Here is a 21,585-nt window from a genome sequence, read left to right on the forward strand (position 1 = left end):
GTCAGCGAGCGGCGGGCCCGCCTGGAGAGGTGACGGTGACAGGGCCGTCCATGCCCGTCGAGAGCACCGGATGCTGCGCCGCCGTCTCCCACGTCAGCGTGGGCCACCACTGCTCGCGGACGGGCTCCGCGTCCGGCTCCACGCTCTGCCCCGGCCGGGGCAGCAGCAACGTCACGGAGGCGCTGGTGGCCGCCGCGCGCACCCGCTCGGCGGGCTCCGTCCAACCGTGGTAGGCGAGCCCGAAGAGGGCCCAGTGGATGGGCAGCATCACCTGCCCCCGTAGCATCTGGTGTGCCAGCACCGCCTGCTCCGGACCGATGTGCCAGTCCGGCCACGCCCGGTGGTACTGCCCCGTCTCAATCATCGTCACGTCGAAGGGCCCCAGCTTCTCGCCGATGTCCTTCATCGCCGGGAACAACCCCGTGTCGCCGGAGAACCATGCGCGGCGCGTGGGGCCCACGAAGGCGTAGCTGGCCCAGAGCTTGGCGTCGTTGTCGAACAGGTACCGGCCGGACGCATGGCGCGCGGGCGTGGCGACGATGTCCACCGCCCCCACCTTCGTGCGCTCCCACCAGTCGAGCTCCACGATGCGGTCCACCGGCACGCCCCAGTACTCCAGGTGCGCACCCACGCCGAGCGGGACGATGAAGACCGCCTTCGTCTGCTCCTTCAGCGCCACCATCGTCGGCTGGTCCAGGTGGTCGTAGTGGTCGTGGGAGACGACGACGGCGTCGATGGGCGGCAGGTCCTTCATCGCGATGGGCGGCTGGAACCAGCGCTTGGGGCCCGCCCAGGTGAAGGGGGACACGCGCTCGCTCCACACCGGGTCCGTCAGGATGCGCAGGCCGTCGAGCTCCACCAGCTGCGACGAGTGCCCCATCCACGTCACTCGCAGGCCCGACGCGGGCGGCGTCTGGAAGCGCTTCGGGTCGATGGGCTCCACGGCGAGCGGGGCCTGGGGGCTCGCATGGGGGCTGGCGTCGAGCAGTCCCCCGAACATCTCCCCGTAGTGGTTCACCAGGGGCTGTGGGTTCACGAAGCGCCCGTCCTTCCACTGGGGCGAGCGCTCCATGCGCGCCCTGCGCTCCCCCGTCGCCCGCTTGCCGAAGGCCGTGTAGCCATCCACGACCAGGAAGAGCGTGCCCAACACCAGCGCCGCGCCCAGTCCCATCATCCCTCGACGCAGCACGCGTCGGGCCGTTCCTCGTGTCTTCATCGGGCTGCTCCCAAGGGCATGCACAGCGCGCGCACGGCGAGGGTCAACCCATCGACGAAGGCCTCGCGTGTGTCACCGCTGTGTTTGAGTCCTCGCGCCGTGGCGTTCAGCGTGTCCACGAGCTGCCGGGCGGACAGTCCCGCCGGCTTGTAGGCGGCCGCGAGCCCCGAGGCCCGCACCACCTTCGTCACCGCTTCCACGAACAGGGCCTCGTGCTGGACGACGACCTCGCGCGCGGCGGTGCCGTTCACCACCTCGGTCAGGTCCGACGCCCCCGCGCCCACGCTGCCCACGAAGTGTCCCATCCACGCGTCGAACCCGCGCACCAGCCGGGCCTCGATGGACAGGGAGTCGTCCGAGAGGCCCTCGCGGGCCCGCTGGAGCGCGCCCTCCATCGCGTGCCGCAAGGTGGCCTGGAACAGCTCCTCCTTCGTCGCGAAGTGGAGGTACAGCCCCTGGCGCGAGATGTCGGCGGCCCGGGCCACCTCGTCCATGGACGTCTTGCGGAAGCCGTAGCGCAGGAAGACGCCGAGCGCCGCGTCCAGCAAGCGGTGCCTCCGTGCGTCCTCCGCCGCGGGCCTGGCGGGAGTCTTCGTGTCCGTGCCCATTCTTGTCAGATTTGACAAGATGGACCCAGGTTGTCAACTCGACCTGCCGGGCCGCGTGGGCGGGGCTCAGCGGAGGCTGGAGCGGCCGCCGTCGATGGCGCGCAGCGCGGGCTTGGAGGTGCGACGGGCCGAGGCCTTGGGCTTGCTCGCCGCCTTCTTCTTGGGAGGCGCGGGGGCCTTGGGCTTCTGGGCCGGCAGGCGCTTGCGTGGGTGTGGGAGTGGCAGGCTGAAGAACAGGTACATGTCGAGCAGCATGGGGCCTCTTCGCCTTCGGGACTTGCGCGTGGAGCGTGGCGCGCGGCCGTAGAGCAATGGCGGTGCCACGGCGAGCGCAAGGTGCCATGGCGCTGCGTCCACGGGCGTGAAGAAGCATGAAGAAGGGATGTTGGACTGTCGTGGGGTGTCGGGCTTCCGGCGGGGGTGCCGGATATCCGGCGGGGTGGCCGCGCGGGACTCCGACACCTGGCGGGCGGCCCTGGTGTGGAAACCCTGGCATGCGGTTTGCCATCGAGGGCGGTCGTCACGCGGCGCGAGGCCGCGGCATCGAGGGGAGACTCCATGCGACGTGCCGTCGTGTTGTTCGTGGTCCTGGTGGTGGCGCTCGCCACGCTCCTGGGGGTGCGCATCCTGAAGGACCGACGGGCCGCGGAGGGACCCGCGGGGGGCTCGGGGGTGGTGGAGGGCACGGCGGTGGACCTCCGCGCCCGCATCAACGCCCGCGTGCTGTCGCGGCAGGTGGAGGAAGGCGCCCGCGTGGAGAAGGACGCGGTGCTCGTCACGCTCGATTGCACCGAGCCCGAGGCCGGGCTGGAGGAGGCCCGCGCGAGGTTGTCCATGGCCCAGGCGCAGGCGGACGCGGCGCGAGCGGCGGCGGTGGCCGCGAGCCGCAGCAGCGAGGCGGTGGCGGCGCAGGCGCAGGGAAGCCAGGCGCAGATCGCCTCGCTGGCGGACCAGCAGGGCCTGGCCCAGCGGCAGGCGGACCGGCTCCAGAAGATGGGTGATGCGACCACGGAGGCCGCGCTGGACCAGGCCCGCGCGCAGGCGCAGTCGTTGGAGCAGCAGCTCGCGGCGGCGCGCCATGCGAGCACGGCCGCGTCCCGTCAGGCGCGCGCGGCCACCGAACAGGAGCGCGCGAGCCTGCAGCAGGCGGAGTCCGCGCTTCGCGCCATCCAGGCCGCGGAGGCCACGGTGAGGCGGGCCCAGGTCGCCGTGTCGGAGTGCGAGCTGCGCGCGCCGCTGAGCGGGACGGTGGAGACGCTGGCGCTCGAGGTGGGTGAACTCGCCCTGCCCGGCGCCGTCGTGGCGCGGCTGGTCGACACGCATCGTCCCAAGGCGACCTTCTATCTGCCGAACGCGGAGCTCGCGGCGGCGCGGCCGGGCCAGTCCGCCACGGTGCGCGCGGATGCGTATCCCGACCGGACCTTCAATGCCCGCGTGGTGACGGTGGCGCGCGAGGCCGCCTTCACGCCTCGCAACGTGCAGACGCGCGGCGACAGGGACAGGCTCGTCTATCCCGTGGAGGTGCACATCGAGGCGCCCGCGGACGTGCTGCTGCCCGGCATGCCGGTGGAGATCACCCTGGGCCCGGTGAACGACGCGGCGGTGGCGGAGCAGCGGCCATGAGTCCCTGCCCCGACGTGGACGTGTCGCTGGAGGACGTGCGCCGGAGCTTCGGGAAGGCCCTGGCGCTGCGAGGCGTGTCGCTGGCCGTGCAGCCCGGCGAGGTCTACGGACTGGTGGGTCCGGATGGCGCGGGGAAGACGACGGCCATCCGCTTGATGGCGGGGCTGCTGCTGCCGGACGCGGGGCGCGTGAGGATGCTCGGTGAGGACCCGGCGGACACCCGCTCGGCGGTGCGCGAGTCCCTGGGCCTGGTGCCCCAGCGCAACACGCTCTATGGCGACCTGAGCGTCGACGAGAACCTGCGCTTCTTCGCGCGGCTGTTCGGCCTGTCCCGCGAGGACTTCGCGGAGCGGCGCGAGCGACTGCTCGACATCACCCGCCTGGGCCGCTTCACGGAGCGGCGCGCGGATGCGTTGTCTGGAGGCATGTACAAGAAGCTGGCGCTGGCGTGCGCCCTGCTCCACCGGCCGCGCGTGCTGCTGCTGGACGAGCCCACCAACGGCGTGGACCCGGTGAGCCGCCGCGAGCTGTGGGAGCTGCTCTACTCGCTGGTCCACGAAGGCATGACGCTGCTGGTGTCCACGCCGTACATGGACGAGGCGGCCCGGTGTCATCGGGTGGGCCTGCTCTACTCGGGCACCCTCATCGCGGAGGGAGACCCCCGGGCCCTGGCGCGCGAACACGGCGCCGCGGCGTCCAACTTCGAGGCCGTGTTCCTGGCGCTGGTCGAGAAGCACACCGGCGGGAGGGCCGCATGACGCCGGCCATCGAGGTGCGTCACCTGACGCGCAGGTTCGGCGCCTTCACCGCCGTGGACGACGTGAGCTTCGACGTGGGGGTCGGGGAGATCTTCGGCTACCTGGGCGCGAACGGCGCGGGCAAGTCCACCACCATCCGGATGCTGTGTGGCCTCTTGCGCCCCACGGGCGGAGACGCGCGCGTCGCCGGCTTCGACGTGGAGCACGAGCCCGAGCGCGTGAAGGCGGGCATCGGCTACATGTCCCAGAAGTTCTCGCTCTACCTGGACCTGAGCGTGCGCGCGAACCTGGAGTTCTTCGCGTCCGCGTACGGTGCGCATGGGAAGGAGCTGCGCACGCGCATCGGGGAGATGGTGGAGCGCATGCAGTTGGAGGCGGTCCAGGACGAGGTGACGGGCGCCCTGCCCGGCGGCATGCAGCAGCGCGTGGCGCTGGCGAGCGCGGTGCTGCACCGGCCTCGCATCGTCTTCCTCGACGAGCCCACCGCGGGCGTGGACCCGGTGCAGCGGCGCTCCTTCTGGGAGCTGATTCGCGACCTCGCGTCCCGCGGCACCACCGTCTTCGTCACCACGCACTACATGGACGAGGCGGAGAACTGCGCCCGGATCGGCATCATGGTGGACGGGAGACTGGTGGCGCTCGACACGCCGGCGGGCCTGAAGGCGACACACGCGCCGGGCCGGGTGCTGGAGGTGCGCGGGCCGAACCTGTCCTCGGCGCTCGACTCGCTGCGCGGCATGGACGGGGTGCTGGACGTGAGCCGCTTCGGCTCGGGGGCCACGGTGCGGGTGGACCCGGCGCGGCTTCCCTCGGAGACGCTGGCCGGGTGGCTGCGGGCTCGGGGCGTGGACCCGTTGGAGCTCGAGGACTCCGCGCCGACGCTGGATGACGTGTTCCTGGCGCTCACGGCCCGCGCCCAGCGGGGGGATGACTGACGCCATGGCCGCGACACGCGCGAATCATCGGGTGGGACGCATCCTCGCGATGGCGGAGAAGGAGGTGCTGCACATCCGCCGGGACATCCGCACCCTGTATCTGGCCCTGGCGATGCCGGTGCTGATGCTGGTGCTGTTCGGCTTCGGCATCAGCTTCGACGTGGACCACCTGGAGCTGGCGGTGGTGGACCAGGACCGCACGGACCTGTCACGCGAGCTGGTGCGCCACGTCACCGCGTCGAACGAGTTCGTCGTCACGCACGAGGGCACCTCCCCCGAGGCCGCCCTGGGCGAGCTGCGCCGTGGCGCCGTGACGGGCGTGCTCCTCTTGAACAAGGGGTTCGCGGAGGACGTGAAGCGCGGCGGCGCGCAGGTGCAGTGGCTGGTGGACGGCTCGGACGGGAACACGGCGACCCAGGCGCTCGCGAAGGCGCAGGCGCTGGTGCAGATGGCGGGTCGCTCCATGGGGGGCACGGTGCTGCTCGCGGCGCCGCCGCTGGAGGCGCGCGTGCGGACGCTGTTCAACCCGGATGCGCGCTCGGCGATGTTCCTGGTGCCGGGGCTGGCCGCGTACCTGCTGGCCATCGTCGCGGTGCTCATCACCGCGCTGACGGTGGCGCGCGAGTGGGAGCGCGGCTCCATGGAGCAGCTCTTCGCGACGCCGGTGGGACGGTTGGAGATCGTCGTCGGCAAGCTGCTGCCCTACCTGGGCATCGGCCTGCTCCAGGTCCTGCTGGTGCTGACGGTGGGGGCCTGGGTGTTCGACGTGCCGGTGCGCGGCAGCCTCGTGGTCCTGGGGCTGGGCTCGGTCCTGTTCCTGGTGGGGATGCTGGGCCAGGGGCTGCTCATCTCGGTGGTGACGCGCAACCAGGTGGTGGCGACGCAGGTGGCGACGATGACGTCGGTGCTGCCGTCGATGTTGCTGTCGGGGTTCATCTTCCCCATCGAGAACCTGCCGGTGCCGCTGAAGCTCATCAGCACGTTGATTCCGGCGCGGTACTTCGTGGCGACGCTGCGCGGGGTGCTCCTGCGCGGCAATGGAATGTCGGTGCTGTGGCCTCAGCTGGTGGCCCTGGCCCTGTTCGCGCTCTTCATGCTGGTGCTGGCGACCCGCCGCTTCCAGCGGCGCCTGGATTGAAGGGAGGGACACGGACATGCATCCGCTGATGGTGCAGTACCGGGCCGTGGTGGTGAAGGAGGTGCGCCAGACGGCCAGGGACAGGCGCGTCATGGCGCTGCTGACGCTGGCACCCCTGATGCAACTCTTCCTGCTGGGCTTCGCGGTGAACTTCGACGTGCGCCATGTCCCCACGGTGGTGGTGGACCGGGACAGGACGGCGGAGAGCCGCGACTACACGCGCTCCCTGCTCGCCGGGGACACGCTGGACTTGAAGGCGGAGCTCTCCGACGAGCGCACCGCCGAGGAGGCCTTGGAGCGAGGCGAGGCCTCGGTCGCGCTCATCATCCCCCGGGACTTCCAGAGGGATGTCTTGAAGGGCCAGGGCGCGCAGGTGCAGGCGCTGGTGGATGGCTCGGACCCGACGCGCTCGTCCGTCGCGGGGAACGCCGTGGCACAGTTCGCGGTGCTGCGCGCGACCCAGCTCGCCTCGGCGCAGGCCCAGCGGCAGGGAGACCTGCTTCCTCTCGCCCCCGTGGAGCTGGTGCCGCGCGTGCTCTACAACCCGGAGCTGGCCACGTCCGTGTACGTGGTGCCGGGCATCGCGGCGATGCTGCTGCTCATCGTCACCACCGTCATCATGGCCATGGGGTTGTCGCGTGAGCGTGAGACGGGGACGCTGGAGCAGCTCCAGGTGACGCCGCTGCGCCCCGGCATCCTGATGGCCGGCAAGGTGACGCCGTTCCTGCTCATCGGTCTGGTGGACGTGGGGCTGGCGCTGTGCGTGGGCGTGTGGGTCTTCGGCGTGCCGCTGCGTGGCAGCCTGACGCTCGTCACGGTGGCCACGCTCTTCTATCTGTTGTCCACGCTGGGCGTGGGGCTGCTCATCGCCACGGTGAGTCGCACGCAGCAGCAGGCGTTCGTCGGAGGCTTCCTCTTCGTGCTGCCGGCGGTGCTGCTGTCGGGGGTGATGAGCCCCGTCCGGGCGATGCCGGACTGGCTCGCGTGGGTGACGTACCTGAACCCGGTGCGCTACTACGTGGAGGTGCTGCGCGGTGTGCTGCTGCGAGAGGCGGGGCTGCCGGACTTGTGGCTGCAGCTGGTCCTGCTCGCCTTCTTCGGCATCTTGATGATGGCCGTGGCGGCGCGGCGGTTCCGGAAGACGTCCGCCTGAGGACGTGTGGGGTGGAGTCGTCAGGGGAGCGAGCGCTGCGGAGGCCCGCTCCCGTGCGCTCGCACTGAGACTGGAAAGCGCGCGGGGCGTGCGTTACAGGCGGGCACCAGCATGTCCGAGACCGCCGCCCCTGCCCTCTCCGTCTTCCGTCATCGCGATTTCCGCCTCTACCAGATCGCCCGGCTCTGCGCGGTGCTCGCGATGCAGGTCGAGTCGGTGGCCATCGGCTGGCAGGTGTACGAGGTGACCGGGAGCGCGCTGGCGCTCGGGTACACGGGGCTCTCGCAGTTCGTGCCCTTCCTGTGCTTCTGCCTGATTGGGGGACAGGTCGCGGACCGGTTCGACCGACGGAAGATCCTCGCCATCTGTCAGGGCGTGATGCTGCTGTGCAGCCTGGCGCTGCTGTCGTTCTCGCTGGGGCACATCCGGGATGTCCGCTTCGTGTATGGCGTGCTGGTGCTGTTCGGCACGGCGCGCGCGTTCTATGCGCCGGCGGGCTCGGCGCTCACGCCGCACCTGGTTCCGAAGGAGGAGCTGACGCGCGCGGTGGCGGTGAACTCCACCACGTGGCAGGTGGCCACCATCGCGGGTCCGGCGGTGGGCGGTGTGCTCTATGGGTGGGCGGGACCGACGGGCGCGTACCTGGGCTCGGCCACGCTGTGCGCGCTGACGGTGGTGTGGATCCTCTCGCTGAAGGTTCGGACGGGGCGGGCCTCCTCGGTGCCCCTGTCGTTCTCCACATTGGTGGCGGGGCTGGGGTTCGTGCGTCGGCAGCGGATGCTGTTGGGCAGCATCACGCTGGACCTGTTCGCGGTGCTGCTGGGTGGCGCGGTGGCGCTGCTGCCCATCTATGCGCGGGATGTGCTGCACACGGGGCCGTGGGGGTTGGGGCTCTTGCGGTGTGCTCCGGCGGCGGGCGCGGCGTTGGTGGCGGTGGTGCTGGCGATGCGGCCGCTGGGGGGACGGGCGGGCGTGAAGATGTTCGTGGCGGTGGCCATCTTCGGCGGGGCGACGCTGGTGTTCGGGATGAGCCGCTCGCTGCCGTTGTCGCTGCTCGCGCTGGCGGTGGCCGGGGCGGCGGACATGGTGAGCGTGGTGGTGCGTCACACGCTGGAGCTGATGGCCACGCCGGACGAGATGCGTGGGCGGGTGGGCGCGGTGAACATGATGTGCATCGGCGCCTCCAACGAGCTGGGGGAGTTCCGCGCGGGTTGGCTCGCGGAGCACGTGGGCGCGGTTCCCGCCGTGGTGACGGGCGCGGTGGGGACGCTGGCCATCGTGGTGCTCTGGGCCTGGGGCTTCCCCGAGCTGCGGCGCGTGGACCGGCTGGAGACGGCGATGCGAGGCACGCAGCCCGAGCCCCGGGAGGCCGAGGCTCCCGTGTCACAGGCAGGGTGAGGTCAGGCCGCGGCGCCCTCATAGCTGACGCGCAGGCCACGGTGCGTGACGGTGATGACGGGGCGGCCCATCCATCCGCAGTGCTTGCAGACGCCGCTGGGACCTGACGCCGTGACACGCACGGGCAGGTCCGATGCGCAGACAGGGCAACCCTCGGGAATCTTGAAGTCGCGCGATGCGGGGTGTGCTTCGGTCATGCATTTGAGGTAACGCAGACGTCGACCTCCGCAAGCACGCGGGCGGTGCTGGGAGCAGGCGGGCACACGAGGGGCCGTGCGCCGTGTCGCTTCAGGTGGCCTCGTCAAGGAGCCGGCGATAGGCGCTGACGATCTCCGCGTCGGTGAGGTCGTTGAGGCCCTCGGTGACTTCGAGCTCGGTGTCGATGATTCCGGGGACGCGTGTGGGGGCGAAGCCTCCCAGCCAGATGCGTGACTGCTTCGCCTGGGCGAGGGAGCGGAGCGAGAAGGCCTGGGCGTCGCCTCGGACGTAGACGCGGAACATGTTCGTCTGGATGGGACGGGGTTGCACGGTGAGCCGTGGGTCCGCGGCCAGGGCTTCGCTCAAGGCCTTGGTACGGCGGAACAGCGCGGGGAGGCCGGCGATGGCGCCATCGAGACGCATCGCCGCGGAGACGACGGAGGGATAGTGGTGGTAGAGGTTGCCGCCGTGTCGGTGGCGCCACAGGCGAGCTTCGCGGATGAAGTCCTCGCTGCCCACGAGCATGGCTCCGCTCAGCGCGCCGATGCGCTTGTAGAGGGAGACATAGACGGAGTCGAAGCCTCGGCAGATGTCGGCGAGGGGGCGGTCGTAGAAAGGCTGGCACTCCCACAGGCGGGCGCCGTCCATGTGCAGCTTCACGTTCTTCTCGCGACAGGTGCTTTTCAGCTCCTGGAGTTGTTCCCAGGTCTGGAGCTGACCGCCCAGCCAGCGCACGGGGAGCTCGACGCTGACGGTGCCGAGCGGGTCCGGTGAGTGTTGTACGTCGCGGGCGAGGAGCGGGCGCGTCCAGGGCGAGAGGATGACGTCGCGCAGGTTGTGGAGGACGACGTGGCTGCTGTCCTCGTGCAGCACGTGGTGCGAGGACGGGTGGAGGCCGACGTTCCGGTTGCCGCGCGCATCCGCGTAGATGCGGAGCGCGATGAGCTGGGCCATGGTGCCGGTGGGCATGTAACAGGCGGCCGGGAAGCCGAGCAGCGTCGCGAGCTTCTTCTCGAAGGACTCGACCAGCTCGCCCTGTCCGTAGAAGTCGCTGCCGGTGCCCTGGCGGCGCATCCATTCACCGATGGCGATGAGCTCCGCGGCGGGGTCGGGAGCGATGGTGCCGGTGACGGAGCCGCGACAGGCGCGGCGGATCGCATCGACCTCTGCGCGGGTGGGCGGAGCGGTCGCGGGCTTCGAGGCCTGGGGCTTCGCGGGGGCGGCGTGTGAGACGACGGGGGCGAGCAGCGCGCTCCCCGCGAGCAGGCGGGTCAACGCGAGGAACTCACTTCGGCTGAAGCGGTGGTGGGACATCGAGCACTCCTCGGGGCACGGATGATGGTCCTCGCGCTCGAGCGTAATCCCGTGGCCCGTGTGACTTGGGCGATTCCCGCCTCTGGCACACGCAATCCCGGATGCGGACGTCCGCGCCCGAGTCACCCGTGCCCCGCCTTGATGCGCTGGAGGCTTTCGCGCGAAGGTGCTATCCACCATGGCGGAGAGCCCTCCTCGCGCGAACTCCTGGTGGACCTGGCCCCGTTCGCTCCTGCTGGCGCTCGCGCTGGGCACCCTCGTCTCCCTGCCCTCCCTTCGCGTCGGACTGCTGCTCGATGACCTGGTCCACCGGCTCGCCCTCTCCGGGCAGGTCGCCGCGCTGGGCGATTGGGGACCCCTGACGCTCTATGAGTTCGTGGGCGGACCTCGCACCGATCCACAGAGACTCCGCGAAGCCGGGCTGCTCCCCTGGTGGACCTCGGACACGCTGTCGATCCGCTTCTTCCGGCCCATCCCGAGCGCCCTGCTCGCCGCCGATGAGTGGCTCTTCGCCGACGCTCCCCTCCCCGCCCATCTGCACAGCCTCGCCTGGTTCCTCGGTCTCATCGCCGTGGTGGGCTGGCTCCATCGACGACTCCTCCCCGCCCCCGTCGCCGCGCTCGCCACCGTCCTCCACGCCATCGCCGCCGCGCACCTGTTCCCCGTCGCGTGGCTCGCCGCCCGCCATCCCCTGGTCTCCGCGCTGCTGGGCCTCCTCGCCCTCGCCGCGCACCTGCGCGCCCGTGAAGACAGCTGGGCTCCCGGTCGTGTCCTCGCGCCCCTCGCCCTCGCGCTCGCGTTGCTCTCGGGCGAAGCCGCGCTGAGCGCCGTCGCCCTCCTCGGCGCCTACGAGCTGTTCGGCCGGCGCGACCCACTCCGCACACGGGTCCGCTGGCTCGCGCCCTACGCGGTCCTCGTCATCGCCTATCTCCTCTTCTACGCAACCCAGGGCTACGGCGCGCGCGGCAGCGGCGGCTACCTCAACCCCATCGCCGCTCCCGGCGACTTCCTCGCCACCCTCCTCCAGCGCGTCTTCATCCTCATGGGCGAGCTCGTCGTGGCCACCCCCTCCGACGCCGCCGCGGGCACCCCCGCCTCCCACGCGGGCTTCGCGGCCTGGGGTGCCCTCACCTCGGCACTCGTCCTGCTGATGTTCCGCGCCATCCGCCCGCTCCTCTCCGAACAGGAGCAACACTCCCTCCACTGGCTCATCCCCGGAGGCATCGCCGCCACCCTCCCCGGCGCCGCCGGCATCATCGGCGGCCGGGTCCTCATGGTGCCGCTCCTCGCCGGCAGCGCCCTCATCGCGACGCTCATCCTCCGCGGCTGGACCGCCGCTCGTGAAGCCCAACGTCCCCGTCGCCATCGACTGCTGCTCTGGACGGCCGTCAGCGCCCTCGTCCTCGGCCACTGTCTCCTGGGCCCCGCGTTCCGTGTGGGACTCGGCATCTCCCTGGGCCGCCTCGCCGACGCGCAGTGGCGCATCGCCCGCGAGGCGCCTCCTTGCAAGGGGACCCTCGTCCTGGTCGTCGCCGCGGACCCGAGCATCTCGCTCTACGTCCCCGCCGCCATGGCCCTCCAGGGCCGCGCCCCCCAGCACTACCGCCTGCTCAGCGCCGCACCCCATGACCACGTGCTCGAGCGGACCTCCGCCCACGCGTTCGACCTCATCGTGCGCGGCACACCCCGCAACCTGGGGTTCTGGGAGCAGGTCAACCGCGACGTGCCTCCGCCTCCAGGCTCACGACTGACGTTGGGCGACCTCCTCGTCACCGTGAAGGAGTCCACCGACACGGGCTTCACCCGCGCGAGCTTCGACTTCGGCCGACCCCTCGAGTCCGACGCGTTCTGCTTCGTCACCTGGAGCGACACCGGCCTGCGTCGAATCGACCTGCCCGCTCCTGGCCAACATCTCGCTCTGCCTTACAGCCGGGGTCCCGCAGGGATGTGAACACTCCCCCGCGAGGGGCTGTGCATGAGCCGACGCGGGCCCGGCAGGTCGATTGCCCGAGCCAGGGCACCGGCGCGCAAATCGCGCCACTCCACCCCTGCCCCAGGCCCTCATGACGCCACTCCGCATGCTCCGCCTCGCACCGCTCCTCGCTTGCGCCCCGTTGTTCCTCTCCGCCTGCAACGACGACAGCGACGATGACTCGCTGGAGCCCGACGAGGCGCAGTTCAAGGTGATGACCCGCAACATCTACCTGGGCGGCAACATCGAGCTGCTCGCCACCGCCCAGGCCCCCCAGGACATCCCCGCCCTCGCCGCGCGCATCTACACCACGGTCCAGGCCACCGACTTCGCCGCGCGCGCCAAGCTGATCGCGGATGAAATCCAGGCCACCGACCCCGCGCTCATCGGCCTGCAGGAGGTCTCCCTCTTCCGCACCCAGAGCCCGAGCGACTTCAGCAACAACCCGCTGCCCAACGCGACCACCGTGACGTACGACTTCCTGGCCATCCTCCAGGCCGAACTCCAGGCCCGGGGCCTGAGCTACCGCGTCGCCGCCACCATCCAGAACGCGGACGCGGAGGTCCCCGCGGCGCTCGCCGGCAACGCCACCGACCTCACCGATGTCCGCCTGACGGACCGCGACGTCATCCTCGCGCGGGGCGACGTGCAGATCGCCAACGTGGAGACCGCGAACTTCGCCTTCGCCCAGGACGTCCCCGTGGGCGGCGCGTCCATCCGCTTCACGCGTGGCTACGCCAAGCTCGACGCCACGCTGAACCGCGTCCCCTTCACCTTCGTCAACACCCACCTGGAGACGCTCCGCCCCGGCAACGAGAACCAGGCCGCGGAGCTGGCCGCCCTCGTCAACACCTACAAGCGGCCGCTCATCGTCGTCGGCGACATGAACACCGGCCCGGGCGCGGTGACCACCGGCTACGACACCCTCGTCAGCGCGAACACCGGACTGGTCGATGCCTGGACGCGCGTGGGCACCGGCGACGGCTTCACCTGCTGCTTCAGCGAGACGGTGAACGACACCACCACGGCCGCGCTCGACGAGCGCATCGACCTGGTGCTGTTCGCCGACGATGACGACGACATCGACGTGCGCTCGGCCATCATCGTCGGCAACCAGCTGGACGACCGCAACGCCGCGGGCCTCTGGCCGTCCGACCACGCGGGCGTGGTGGTGGAGTTCCGCGTCGAGCGCTGAGGGGGTGACACACGGAGGGCTGGAGGTCTCCCGGGTCCGGGAGTATTCAAGCCCCCACATGTCTCTTCGCCTCATCAAGCGCCTGTCGCGGGACTGGTTCCTCCTGGGGATGCTCGGTGCCGTGGGGCTCGCGCTCCTCTTCCCCGACTTCGGCAGGTCCGGCGGCGCGATGCACGCCGACGTCGTCACCAACGTCGGCATCTTCCTGGTCTTCTTCCTGCACGGCCTGGGCATGCCCACTTCCCAGCTCAAGGCCGGCGCCCTCCAGTGGCGGCTGCACGTGCTGGTGCAGTCGTTCACCTTCCTCGTCTTCCCCGCGCTCTGGATGGTGCTCAACCTCACCGTGGGCCGGTGGGTGTCGGACGAGGTGTCGCTCGGCTTCCTGTTCCTCTGCGCCGTGCCGTCCACCATCTCCTCTTCCGTGGCGATGACCGGCGTGGCCCGGGGCAACGTGGCGGGCGCCATCTTCGACGCGAGCCTGTCCAGCCTCCTGGGCATCGTCCTCACCCCGCTCATCGTCGGCCTGCTCGCGCAGACCACCGGGGCGCGCCTGTCCATGGGCGAGGCCATCCTCAAGCTGTCCGCGCTGCTGCTGTTGCCCCTGGCCCTGGGACAGCTGGCCCGGCCGCTCCTGGGCGCGACGTTCGCCCGCCATCGCAAGTACACCAACGGCATCGACCGGCTGTTCATCCTGGTGCTGGTCTACGCGTCGTTCTGCGACTCGGTGGCCTCCGGCATCTTCGGCCTCCACGGCGGCGCCACCCTGGCGCTGGTGCTCGGAGGGGCGGCGCTCATCCTGGTCATCGTCCTGACGCTGAGCACCCAGGCCGCGCGGCGACTGGGGTTCGACAAGGAGGATGAGATCGCCGCGGTGTTCTGCGGCTCGAAGAAGACGCTCGCCTCGGGCGTGCCCATGGCGCGGCTCCTGTTCGGCGCGCACCCGGCCCTGGGGCTCATCGTCCTGCCCCTGATGTTCTACCACCAGCTCCAGCTCCTGGTGTGCTCGGTGCTCGCGGAGCGCTACGCGGCCCGCCCACAGGGGCCCTGAATCGGCGATGCTACGCGGATGGCACCGATGCGACGTGACCCCACCGTGGCGGCGGTTCGGCACTTCAACCGCTTCTACACGCAGAAGATCGGCGTGCTGGACGAAGGCCTGCTCCACAGCGAGTTCTCGCTCACCGAGGCGCGCGTCATCTACGAGCTGTACCACCGCGAGTCCCCCACCGCGACGGAGCTCAGCCGCGAGCTGGCGCTCGACGCGGGCTACCTGAGCCGGCTGTTGCGCAACTTCAGCAACCAGGGCCTCATCGAGAAGGTCCCCTCCGCGCTCGACGCCCGCCAGCACCTGGTGCGGCTCACCGACAAGGGCGAGCAGACCTACAACCGGCTCAACAGCCGCTCCAACGACTCCATCCGCGCCCTGCTCTCCCCGCTGCGCGCCGACGAGCGCCCGCGCCTCCTGGACGCGATGCAGACCATCGAGGAACTCCTGGGCGAGCGCTCCACCCAGGCCGCCCCGCCCCACGTCGTCCTGCGCGAGCACCGCCCCGGGGACATGGGCTGGGTCGTCCAGCGCCACGGCGTCCTGTACAGCCAGGAGTACGGCTGGGACCTGCGCTTCGAGGCGCTGGTGGCCGGCATCACCTCGCGCTTCATCCAGGAGCGGGACCCGGCGCGGGAGCGCTGCTGGATCGCCGAGCTGAACGGCCGCCCCGTCGGCTCGGTGTTCCTGGTGCGCGACACCAAGACGGTGGCGAAGCTGCGCCTGCTGCTCGTGGAGCCCTCGGCCCGGGGCCACGGCGTCGGCACGAAGCTGATGGACGCCTGTCTCCAGTTCGCCCGCGAGGCCGGCTACCGCAAGGTGCGGCTGTGGACGGAGCAGCAGCTCCACTCGGCGCGCCGCATGTACGAGCGCGCGGGCTTCACGCTCGTGGGCAAGGAGCCTCACGCCATGTTCGGCGAGGGCCTGATGAGCGAGACGTGGGAGCTGAAGCTCTGAACGAAGAAGGCGGCCCCACGCGTGAGCGCGAGGCCGCCGGGAGGACCCCGGGCGACGGTGGGAGCGCCCCGCGCGAGCGCGCCCCACCGTGCCGGAGGTCAGGGGGAGCGCCGGACTACAGCGGGCTCACGCAGGTGCAGGTGCTGGCCGCGCCGTAGCAGGCGGCGCTGCTGCCCGCGGCGACGACGGAGTAGCAGGTGTTGTGGCCGGAGAGGACCTCGCCGTCCACGTAGTTGGTGGCCGTGGTGGTGGCGACGCGCGCCTTGCCGTACTGGCAGCCGTTGATGCCGTCCGACTTCATCACCCAGTACTGGGTCGCGCCGCTGACGGCGCTCCAGCTCAGGGAGACCTGGCCCGTGGCCGGCGTCACCGTGACGGTGGGCGCCGCCGAGGGGCCGCCCGAACAGCCGCTGTTCACCGGCGCCGGGGTGGAACAGGCGATGTTGTGGCGGTTGAACGCATTGTAGATGGCCGTCATGTGCGGCGTGCCATCGTTGATGTTGCCGTTGTCGTCGTCCGCCGCCAGCCACTGCTTGTAGCCGTTGGTGGCCGCGCAGCCGTCGGACGTGCCCGCCGTGCAGTTGCAGGCGTGCCACGAGCCGATGTTGCCGCTGCCCTGGTAGAACACCTTGTTGCCGATGTTCTGCGCCGTGTTCCAGTCGTAGTTGAACGGCGCCGAGCGCAGGTCCCGCGCGATGAAGTCCCACGCGGCCTGACGCACGGGGGACGCGGCGCAGTGCACCTGACGGCTGCAGGGGCCGGTGCCGCTGGAGCAGCGCGTGCAGACGAAGTTCTGCGGGGTGGTGGGCGTGGGCGGGTTGTGGGCCGCGTAGTCGGCGTCCCGGACACCCGAGCAGTTGGTCGCGCACCAGGCCCCGCCCGTCTGCGCCTCGTTGACGTTGTAGCCCGTGCCATCGGCCGTCATGCCGCAGCCGTTGTTGAGCGTCTGGAAGAAGCCGTAGCCCACGCACGAGGCCGGAGACTGGCCGGAGGTCGGCGTGGCCGACGGGTTGAACGGCAGGCGGTACATGGACGCGATGTCGGCGTAGGCCTCGCTGGAGTTGCTCAGCGTGCCGGCCGTGTCGTTGTCATCCATGCCGTGGCCCCACTCGTGGTCGAACACGGCGGCAATCTCCCCCGTGTTCCGGCAGCCACCGCCGCTGCGGTAGAAGTTCACGGTGGAGCCGTTCCAGAAGGCGTTGCAGGTGCTCTGGATGTTGACGTTGGCCGTCATGGACGCCTGCAGCCAGGTGTTGGTGGGCAGCCAGCCGCGCGCCAGCTCCTTGATGCGGTTGAGCTCGTAGAACGCGCTGCGGGTCGCCGCCGTGTTGCCGCTCGTCGGCGACGGGCAGGTCACGGTGCCGGTGCCCAGGTTGATGTTGCCCGCGCCGGACGCGCTGAGCGAGCCGCAGGTGTCGGAGAGGCGGATGTACCGGCCGTTGAGCGTGGTGGTCGTCGTGCCGGAGGTGTAGTTGTAGACGCCGTAGCCGTCCGTGTAGACGCCGGTGCCCACGTTGGCCCAGGGCATGGGGTAGTTGGGCTGGTGGGCGCCGCAGAACGAGCCGGGCGTGCACGGGTTGGGGATGCCCGTGTTGGTGAACACGTAGGCGCCGCCCGTCACGGACTGGTCGAAGTAGTGGTTGTCGTCCTCGAGCGCGAGCACGTCACCGGTGGCCGCGTCCACGGTGACCTTCCAGCGCTCGTGGCCCTCGGTGGTGGTGAAGCCGTACGTCCACACCAGCTGGTGCGTCATGCCCCGGCCGAAGCCCGCGTTGGGCACGGACACCGGCGTCACCTCCAGCGTGGGCTCCTTCCAGATGCCCTCCGGGCTCTCGTACAGGCCGAAGCGCTCGTGCGCGAGCACCGTGGCCTTCTCCGCGTCCACCAGCGGCATCGGTGACACGCCGATGTTCGCCCAGGACTCGGTGCCCAGGAGGATGAGGTTGCCGTGGCTGATGGTGGCCGCCAGCCGCCCGTACCGCACGGGGATGCCCTGGTACTGCTGCGGGATGGAGACCTGCCACAGGTCCGGGGTGATCTGATCCGCCCGGGCCTCGCCCAACTGCAACAGGTCCACGCCCACCGCGGCGCGGTTGGCCTCCACGAACTTGAAGACGAGGTCGGCCACGACGGCCCCGTCCACCTTGTCGACCGAGCGACCCAGCTGCCGGCCCAGGCTCCCCAGGGTCAGCTTGTTGCCCACCCCGTTGCCGGGGATGAGCGGGACGGCGCCCTGGATGTTGGCGGCCGTCCCCGTCACGACGTCGATGTAGATCTCGAAGTTGTTCCCGTTGCGGGCGAAGAAGTCGTCCCAGACCTTCTTGCTGTCAGGGCCCAGCTTCGGCAGGGCCTCGGACAAGGGCACCTGCCCGCTGGCCAACGACAGCTCGGGCTTGAAGAACGCCTGGGAGGCCAGGGCGCCCTTGGGGGAGTTGTCCGTGGGATTGAAGCCCCACGCCTGGGACGTCGCCATCACTGCCATGCATACGGCGGCTTTCACGACGCTGCGCATTGCGGTGCTCCTTCACGTGAAGGACCAACGAAACGGGGACTCCATGGGGCCGGGATTGGCCCAAGGAATCCCCGGGTTGCGCATAATCCAGATTTGCACGGAGAGTGCTCTAGATTGGCACTGAAAGTGTTTCCCGCAAGACTTTGACTAGACGCGGTACGTGGCCGCCACGGTGTCCATCTGAGCGGCGACCTCCCGCAGGGAGGCGGTGATGCGCTGGGCGGCCTGAAGGCCTTGCATGGACTCCTCCATCATCCGGGACAGGTCGGTGACGGCGGTGAAGATCTGCGCCACGCCGGCGTTCTGCTGGGTGACGGCGGCGGCGATCTGCTGAGCGGCGGAGGCGTTGTCCTGGATGATGCCGGTGAGCTCGCGGAGGCTGTCGCCGCTGGCGCGCACCTGGGTGAGGCCCGTCTCCGCGCTGCCCTGGCTCTGCTCGGCCTGGGTGACGGTGGACTGGATGGAGCGGCGGATGTCCTCGAGGATCTCCCGCACGCGGCCGGTGGAGGTGATCGACTGGTCGGCGAGGCTGCGGATCTCGCGCGCCACCACGCCGAAGCCCTTGCCGTGCTCGCCCGAGCGCACGGACTCGATGGCCGCGTTGAGGGCGAGCATGTTGGACTGGTCGGCCAGGTCCTTCACCGTCTGGGTGATGCCGCCAATCTGCTGGGTGCGCTCGTTGAGCGCGGCGATGCTGCGGGCGACGACGCCCACCTGCTCGCGCAGCTCCTCGAAGCCCTGGAGGCTGGCGGAGACCGTGGCCTCGCCGGCCAGGCCCACCTCGCGGGCGCGGGCGGTGACGCCGAGCACGGCCTGGGAGCGCTCGGCGGCCATCAGCGAGGTCTGCTTGATCTCCTGAGCGGTGACCTGCGTCTCCTGGAGGGCGGCGGCCTGCTTCGTCAGCGTGCGCTCCTGCTGGGCGGCGGCGGCGGTGAGCTCGGAGACCGTCTGGCTGAGGACCTTGGTGCCCGCCTGCAGGCCGCGGGTGGACTCGCGCAGGTGCTCCATCATCAGGGCGAAGGCGGAGGCGAGCTCCCCCACCTCGTCGCGCCGGGTGGAGATGTCCACGCGCTGGGTGAGGTCGCCCTCGCGCACCACGCGGGTGACCACCTGGCTCAACCGGGAGATGGGCCCGGTGGCGCCGCGCGCGAGCAGGAAGCCGCCCACGCCGGCCACGACGAGCGCCAGCGCCGTCAGCCCCACGGCCACCCTGCCCGCCTCCGCCAGCGGCGCGTACGCGTCCTCCGGGTCCACGGTGGCCACGAAGCGCCAGCCGTCGCCCACGTCCCGCACGCTGCTGGCGTTGACCGCCTCCACGCTGACGACGTCATCGGGCCGGGCGATGTCCCGCTCGTGCGTGTCGAAGAGCGTGGTGCCCTGCGCGTCCAGCACCTCCAGCGCGAAGCTCTTCTGGCCCCGGGCGCGGGAGCGCTCCAGCGCGGGCGCCACCACCTCGCCCACCTGGCTCCACTCATAGGCGGCCAGCAGCACGCCGATGCGCGCGCCGCTGATGGGGCTGAGCACGGGCACGGCCAGCGGGAGCACGGTGCGCTCGAAGAACGGGTCCACCTTCGTGAAGCCGGTGATGTCCTGGGTGCCGTTGAGCGCGGCCTTGAACCAGGGCGCGGCGCGCACCTGGCTCTCGCGGCCCTCGTAGGCGCGTCGCAGCTTCTCCTCGCTGGCGGACACCGCGCGGCCGTCCTCGGTGAAGAGCACCAGGCCCGCGAACGAGGGGTGGCGCTTCTCCAGGGAGACGAGCACCGCGTCGCTCTTCTCGAAGGTGTCGAACAGCAGCGCGCCGCGGAGGATGGCGTCCTCGGACCAGGAGCGCGCGTTGGCCTCGCGCTCCACCAGGGCGCTCTCCACCAGGTCTCTCAGGCCCTGGGCCTCCACGCGCAGGGTGGCGTGGATCTGCTCCTGGAGGTTGTTGAAGACGAAGACGCGGCCCAACAGGTTGAAGGGCAGCAGGGCCCCGAGCGTGAGCAGGGCGACGGCCACCGTCAGTCGGGTACGAAGGGAGAGTCCGTCGAAGAGGCGCATGGGGGGGGCGGCGGGACTTCAGAGGTCCAGCAGGGAGAGCGAGAGGGTGACGGCGCCGATGACGCGGCCCGCGTCGCGGACCGGCAGGGACACCTGGACCACGTAGGCCTGGGAGGACTCGTCGAAGAAGGGCCTCTCCTCGAGCATGCGTCCCTCGCGGAACGGCACCTGGAACTTCTCCTCGTCACCCTGCCAGTAGTCGGACGTGCGGCGCGTGGCGCCCACCAGCGCGCCCAGCCGGTCCATGGCGAAGGCCTCCGCCACCACCCGGCTGCCCAGGGCCTCGCGGTGGCGCGCCAGCACCCGTGAGCAGCTCGCGTCGAGCACGCGCTGCTTGAAGGGCGTGAGCGCCGGCGTGGACAGCCAGACGTCATCCTCCGCGCGGATGGTGGCGAGTGTCAGGCCGCGCGCGTTCTGGGCCCGCACGGCTTGAACGAGCTCCGGATCCGCGGCCACGCGCTGCAACGCCGCCTGGAGCCGGCTCACCTTCGCGAGCTGCGCGGCGCCGTCCGGAGGAAGTCCTCCGAGCAGCAGGAGCGCCATGCCGAAATGCCACATCACGACCTCAACGCGTCCGCACGCTGCATCGGCGAGACAGACTTCCCCCTCTCCGCCGGCGGATGTGTCGACGATACATGAATGAGACGTCGCCGGTGAGCCCCACACCTGAACGGCCCCTCACCTTCCCTCCGCTCACCTGCCCGCCCGGAGCCATCCTGACCCAGGCTCAGCCCCGCTCATTCGTGAAACACTGAAACCCCAAGCGGACGACGAGGCTGCGCCGGGTACAACGTGACCGCGAGCCCTTCGCGTCAGCGATGTCTTCAGCGAACCGCCTGGGCGAAGTGACGTGCGAGTCTTTGCAGCAGCTCGCGGTTCTCCGGCTCCGCGGCCTCGAGCCTGGGGAGCTGGCTCACCAGCTGCGTCACGTCCTTGTGACGCAGCGCGAGGTCCTCGGCGCCCAGCTCGAACCAGCGTCCCAGCTCGCGCGCGGTCAGCTCCAGGTGGAACTGGAAGCCGTAGGAGCTGCCCAGCCGGAAGGCCTGCTGCGTGTAGCGGTCCGTGGACGCGAGCAGCGTCGCGCCGGGCACGGCCTTGAACGTGTCACCATGCCAGTGGGCCACGGTGCCGCGCGGGCGCGCGCCGGTGATGACGGCGTCCTTCAGGGCCTCCGGCGTCCAGCGCACCGGGCCCACGCCGACCTCGAAGCCGTTCTTGCCGGGGAAGACCTCCGCGCCCGCCGCGTCCGCGAGCAGCTGCGCGCCCAGGCAGATGCCCAGGCACGGGCGCTCATGGGCCAGCCGCTCCATGAGGATGGAGCTCTCGTCGCGCAGGAACGGGTGCTGGTCGGCTTCGTAGACGCCCATGGGGCCGCCCATCACCACCACCAGCTCCGCGTCCACGTCCTCGTGCCGGACGGCGCGGAAGCGGTGGACCAGCGTGAAGCCCACCTCCGTCAACGCGGGTCCCAGCAGGCCGACGCCCTCGTGCTCCTCGTGCTGATACACCACCGCGCGCATCGT

19 protein-coding genes are annotated in these 21,585 nt (G+C 70.8%); 10 read left to right on the forward strand and 9 right to left on the reverse strand.

The window, feature by feature from the left end:
- Position 1 precedes the first annotated feature (1 nt).
- From K8640_RS20665 to K8640_RS20675, 3 genes are all read right to left on the reverse strand, one after another.
- On the reverse strand, positions 2-1,216 hold the full coding sequence (locus tag K8640_RS20665; protein ID WP_223748584.1) for an MBL fold metallo-hydrolase: 1,215 nt from the start codon (positions 1,214-1,216) through the stop codon (positions 2-4).
- The gene (locus K8640_RS20670) at positions 1,213-1,824 is read right to left on the reverse strand and encodes a TetR/AcrR family transcriptional regulator (protein ID WP_223748585.1); all 612 of its coding nucleotides are present in this window, start codon (positions 1,822-1,824) and stop codon (positions 1,213-1,215) included. Before K8640_RS20670 ends, K8640_RS20665 begins: the two co-directional genes overlap by 4 nt.
- 66 nt (positions 1,825-1,890) lie before the next feature.
- On the reverse strand, positions 1,891-2,079 hold the full coding sequence (locus K8640_RS20675; protein WP_223748586.1) for a hypothetical protein: 189 nt from the start codon (positions 2,077-2,079) through the stop codon (positions 1,891-1,893).
- A gap of 303 nt (positions 2,080-2,382) precedes the next feature.
- On the opposite strand from K8640_RS20675, the gene K8640_RS20680 reads away from it, so the two are divergent.
- The 6 genes from K8640_RS20680 (at position 2,383) to K8640_RS20705 (ending at position 8,829) form a co-directional block, all read left to right on the forward strand.
- Positions 2,383-3,447 carry an HlyD family secretion protein gene (locus K8640_RS20680; protein ID WP_223748587.1) on the forward strand — a complete coding sequence of 355 codons (1,065 nt, stop codon included), beginning with the start codon at positions 2,383-2,385 and terminating at the stop codon, positions 3,445-3,447.
- The gene (locus K8640_RS20685; RefSeq protein WP_223748588.1) at positions 3,444-4,205 is read left to right on the forward strand and encodes an ABC transporter ATP-binding protein; all 762 of its coding nucleotides are present in this window, start codon (positions 3,444-3,446) and stop codon (positions 4,203-4,205) included. The genes K8640_RS20680 and K8640_RS20685 overlap by 4 nt, the downstream gene beginning before the upstream one ends.
- Positions 4,202-5,140 carry an ABC transporter ATP-binding protein gene (locus tag K8640_RS20690; protein ID WP_141324951.1) on the forward strand — a complete coding sequence of 313 codons (939 nt, stop codon included), beginning with the start codon at positions 4,202-4,204 and terminating at the stop codon, positions 5,138-5,140. The genes K8640_RS20685 and K8640_RS20690 overlap by 4 nt, the downstream gene beginning before the upstream one ends.
- A gap of 4 nt (positions 5,141-5,144) precedes the next feature.
- Positions 5,145-6,278, forward strand: coding sequence for an ABC transporter permease (locus K8640_RS20695; protein ID WP_223748589.1), 1,134 nt, complete (start codon positions 5,145-5,147; stop codon positions 6,276-6,278).
- A gap of 16 nt (positions 6,279-6,294) precedes the next feature.
- Positions 6,295-7,431 (forward strand): ABC transporter permease, encoded by a 1,137-nt coding sequence (locus K8640_RS20700; RefSeq protein WP_223748590.1) that lies wholly within the window; start codon positions 6,295-6,297, stop codon positions 7,429-7,431.
- 111 nt (positions 7,432-7,542) lie between these two features.
- Positions 7,543-8,829 carry an MFS transporter gene (locus K8640_RS20705; RefSeq protein ID WP_223748591.1) on the forward strand — a complete coding sequence of 429 codons (1,287 nt, stop codon included), beginning with the start codon at positions 7,543-7,545 and terminating at the stop codon, positions 8,827-8,829.
- Positions 8,830-8,831: 2 nt separating this feature from the next.
- On the opposite strand, the gene K8640_RS20710 is transcribed toward K8640_RS20705, so the two are convergent.
- Both K8640_RS20710 and K8640_RS20715 read right to left on the reverse strand, forming a co-directional pair.
- Positions 8,832-9,026: a hypothetical protein gene (locus tag K8640_RS20710; protein ID WP_046713785.1), complete on the reverse strand. Its 195-nt coding sequence runs from the start codon at positions 9,024-9,026 to the stop codon at positions 8,832-8,834.
- A 91-nt stretch (positions 9,027-9,117) separates the two neighbouring features.
- Entirely contained in the window at positions 9,118-10,341 is a 1,224-nt protein-coding gene (locus tag K8640_RS20715; RefSeq protein ID WP_223748592.1) for a low specificity L-threonine aldolase, read from the reverse strand.
- 178 nt (positions 10,342-10,519) lie between these two features.
- Here K8640_RS20715 and K8640_RS20720 point away from each other — a divergent pair, with 178 nt between their 5' ends.
- The 4 genes from K8640_RS20720 (at position 10,520) to K8640_RS20735 (ending at position 15,510) form a co-directional block, all read left to right on the forward strand.
- Entirely contained in the window at positions 10,520-12,292 is a 1,773-nt protein-coding gene (locus K8640_RS20720) for a hypothetical protein (RefSeq protein ID WP_223748593.1), read from the forward strand.
- Positions 12,293-12,419: 127 nt separating this feature from the next.
- Positions 12,420-13,508 (forward strand): endonuclease/exonuclease/phosphatase family protein, encoded by a 1,089-nt coding sequence (locus K8640_RS20725; RefSeq protein ID WP_223748594.1) that lies wholly within the window; start codon positions 12,420-12,422, stop codon positions 13,506-13,508.
- Positions 13,509-13,566: 58 nt separating this feature from the next.
- On the forward strand, positions 13,567-14,556 hold the full coding sequence (locus tag K8640_RS20730) for a bile acid:sodium symporter family protein (RefSeq protein ID WP_223748595.1): 990 nt from the start codon (positions 13,567-13,569) through the stop codon (positions 14,554-14,556).
- Positions 14,557-14,583: 27 nt separating this feature from the next.
- Positions 14,584-15,510 (forward strand): helix-turn-helix domain-containing GNAT family N-acetyltransferase, encoded by a 927-nt coding sequence (locus K8640_RS20735; protein WP_223748596.1) that lies wholly within the window; start codon positions 14,584-14,586, stop codon positions 15,508-15,510.
- 115 nt (positions 15,511-15,625) lie between these two features.
- Here K8640_RS20735 and K8640_RS20740 read toward each other — a convergent pair whose 3' ends face one another.
- The 4 genes from K8640_RS20740 to K8640_RS20755 form a co-directional block, all read right to left on the reverse strand.
- Positions 15,626-17,992 (reverse strand): hypothetical protein, encoded by a 2,367-nt coding sequence (locus K8640_RS20740; RefSeq protein ID WP_407940328.1) that lies wholly within the window; start codon positions 17,990-17,992, stop codon positions 15,626-15,628.
- A 177-nt stretch (positions 17,993-18,169) separates the two neighbouring features.
- On the reverse strand, positions 18,170-20,062 hold the full coding sequence (locus K8640_RS20745; protein WP_223748598.1) for a methyl-accepting chemotaxis protein: 1,893 nt from the start codon (positions 20,060-20,062) through the stop codon (positions 18,170-18,172).
- Positions 20,063-20,080: 18 nt separating this feature from the next.
- Entirely contained in the window at positions 20,081-20,620 is a 540-nt protein-coding gene (locus K8640_RS20750; RefSeq protein WP_223748778.1) for a PDC sensor domain-containing protein, read from the reverse strand.
- A gap of 266 nt (positions 20,621-20,886) precedes the next feature.
- Positions 20,887-21,582 (reverse strand): type 1 glutamine amidotransferase, encoded by a 696-nt coding sequence (locus K8640_RS20755; RefSeq protein WP_223748779.1) that lies wholly within the window; start codon positions 21,580-21,582, stop codon positions 20,887-20,889.
- Between the last annotated feature and the right edge of the window lie 3 nt (positions 21,583-21,585).

Origin of the sequence: Myxococcus sp. XM-1-1-1, from assembly GCF_020037095.1 — a bacterium.
GTDB lineage: Bacteria > Myxococcota > Myxococcia > Myxococcales > Myxococcaceae > Myxococcus > Myxococcus fulvus.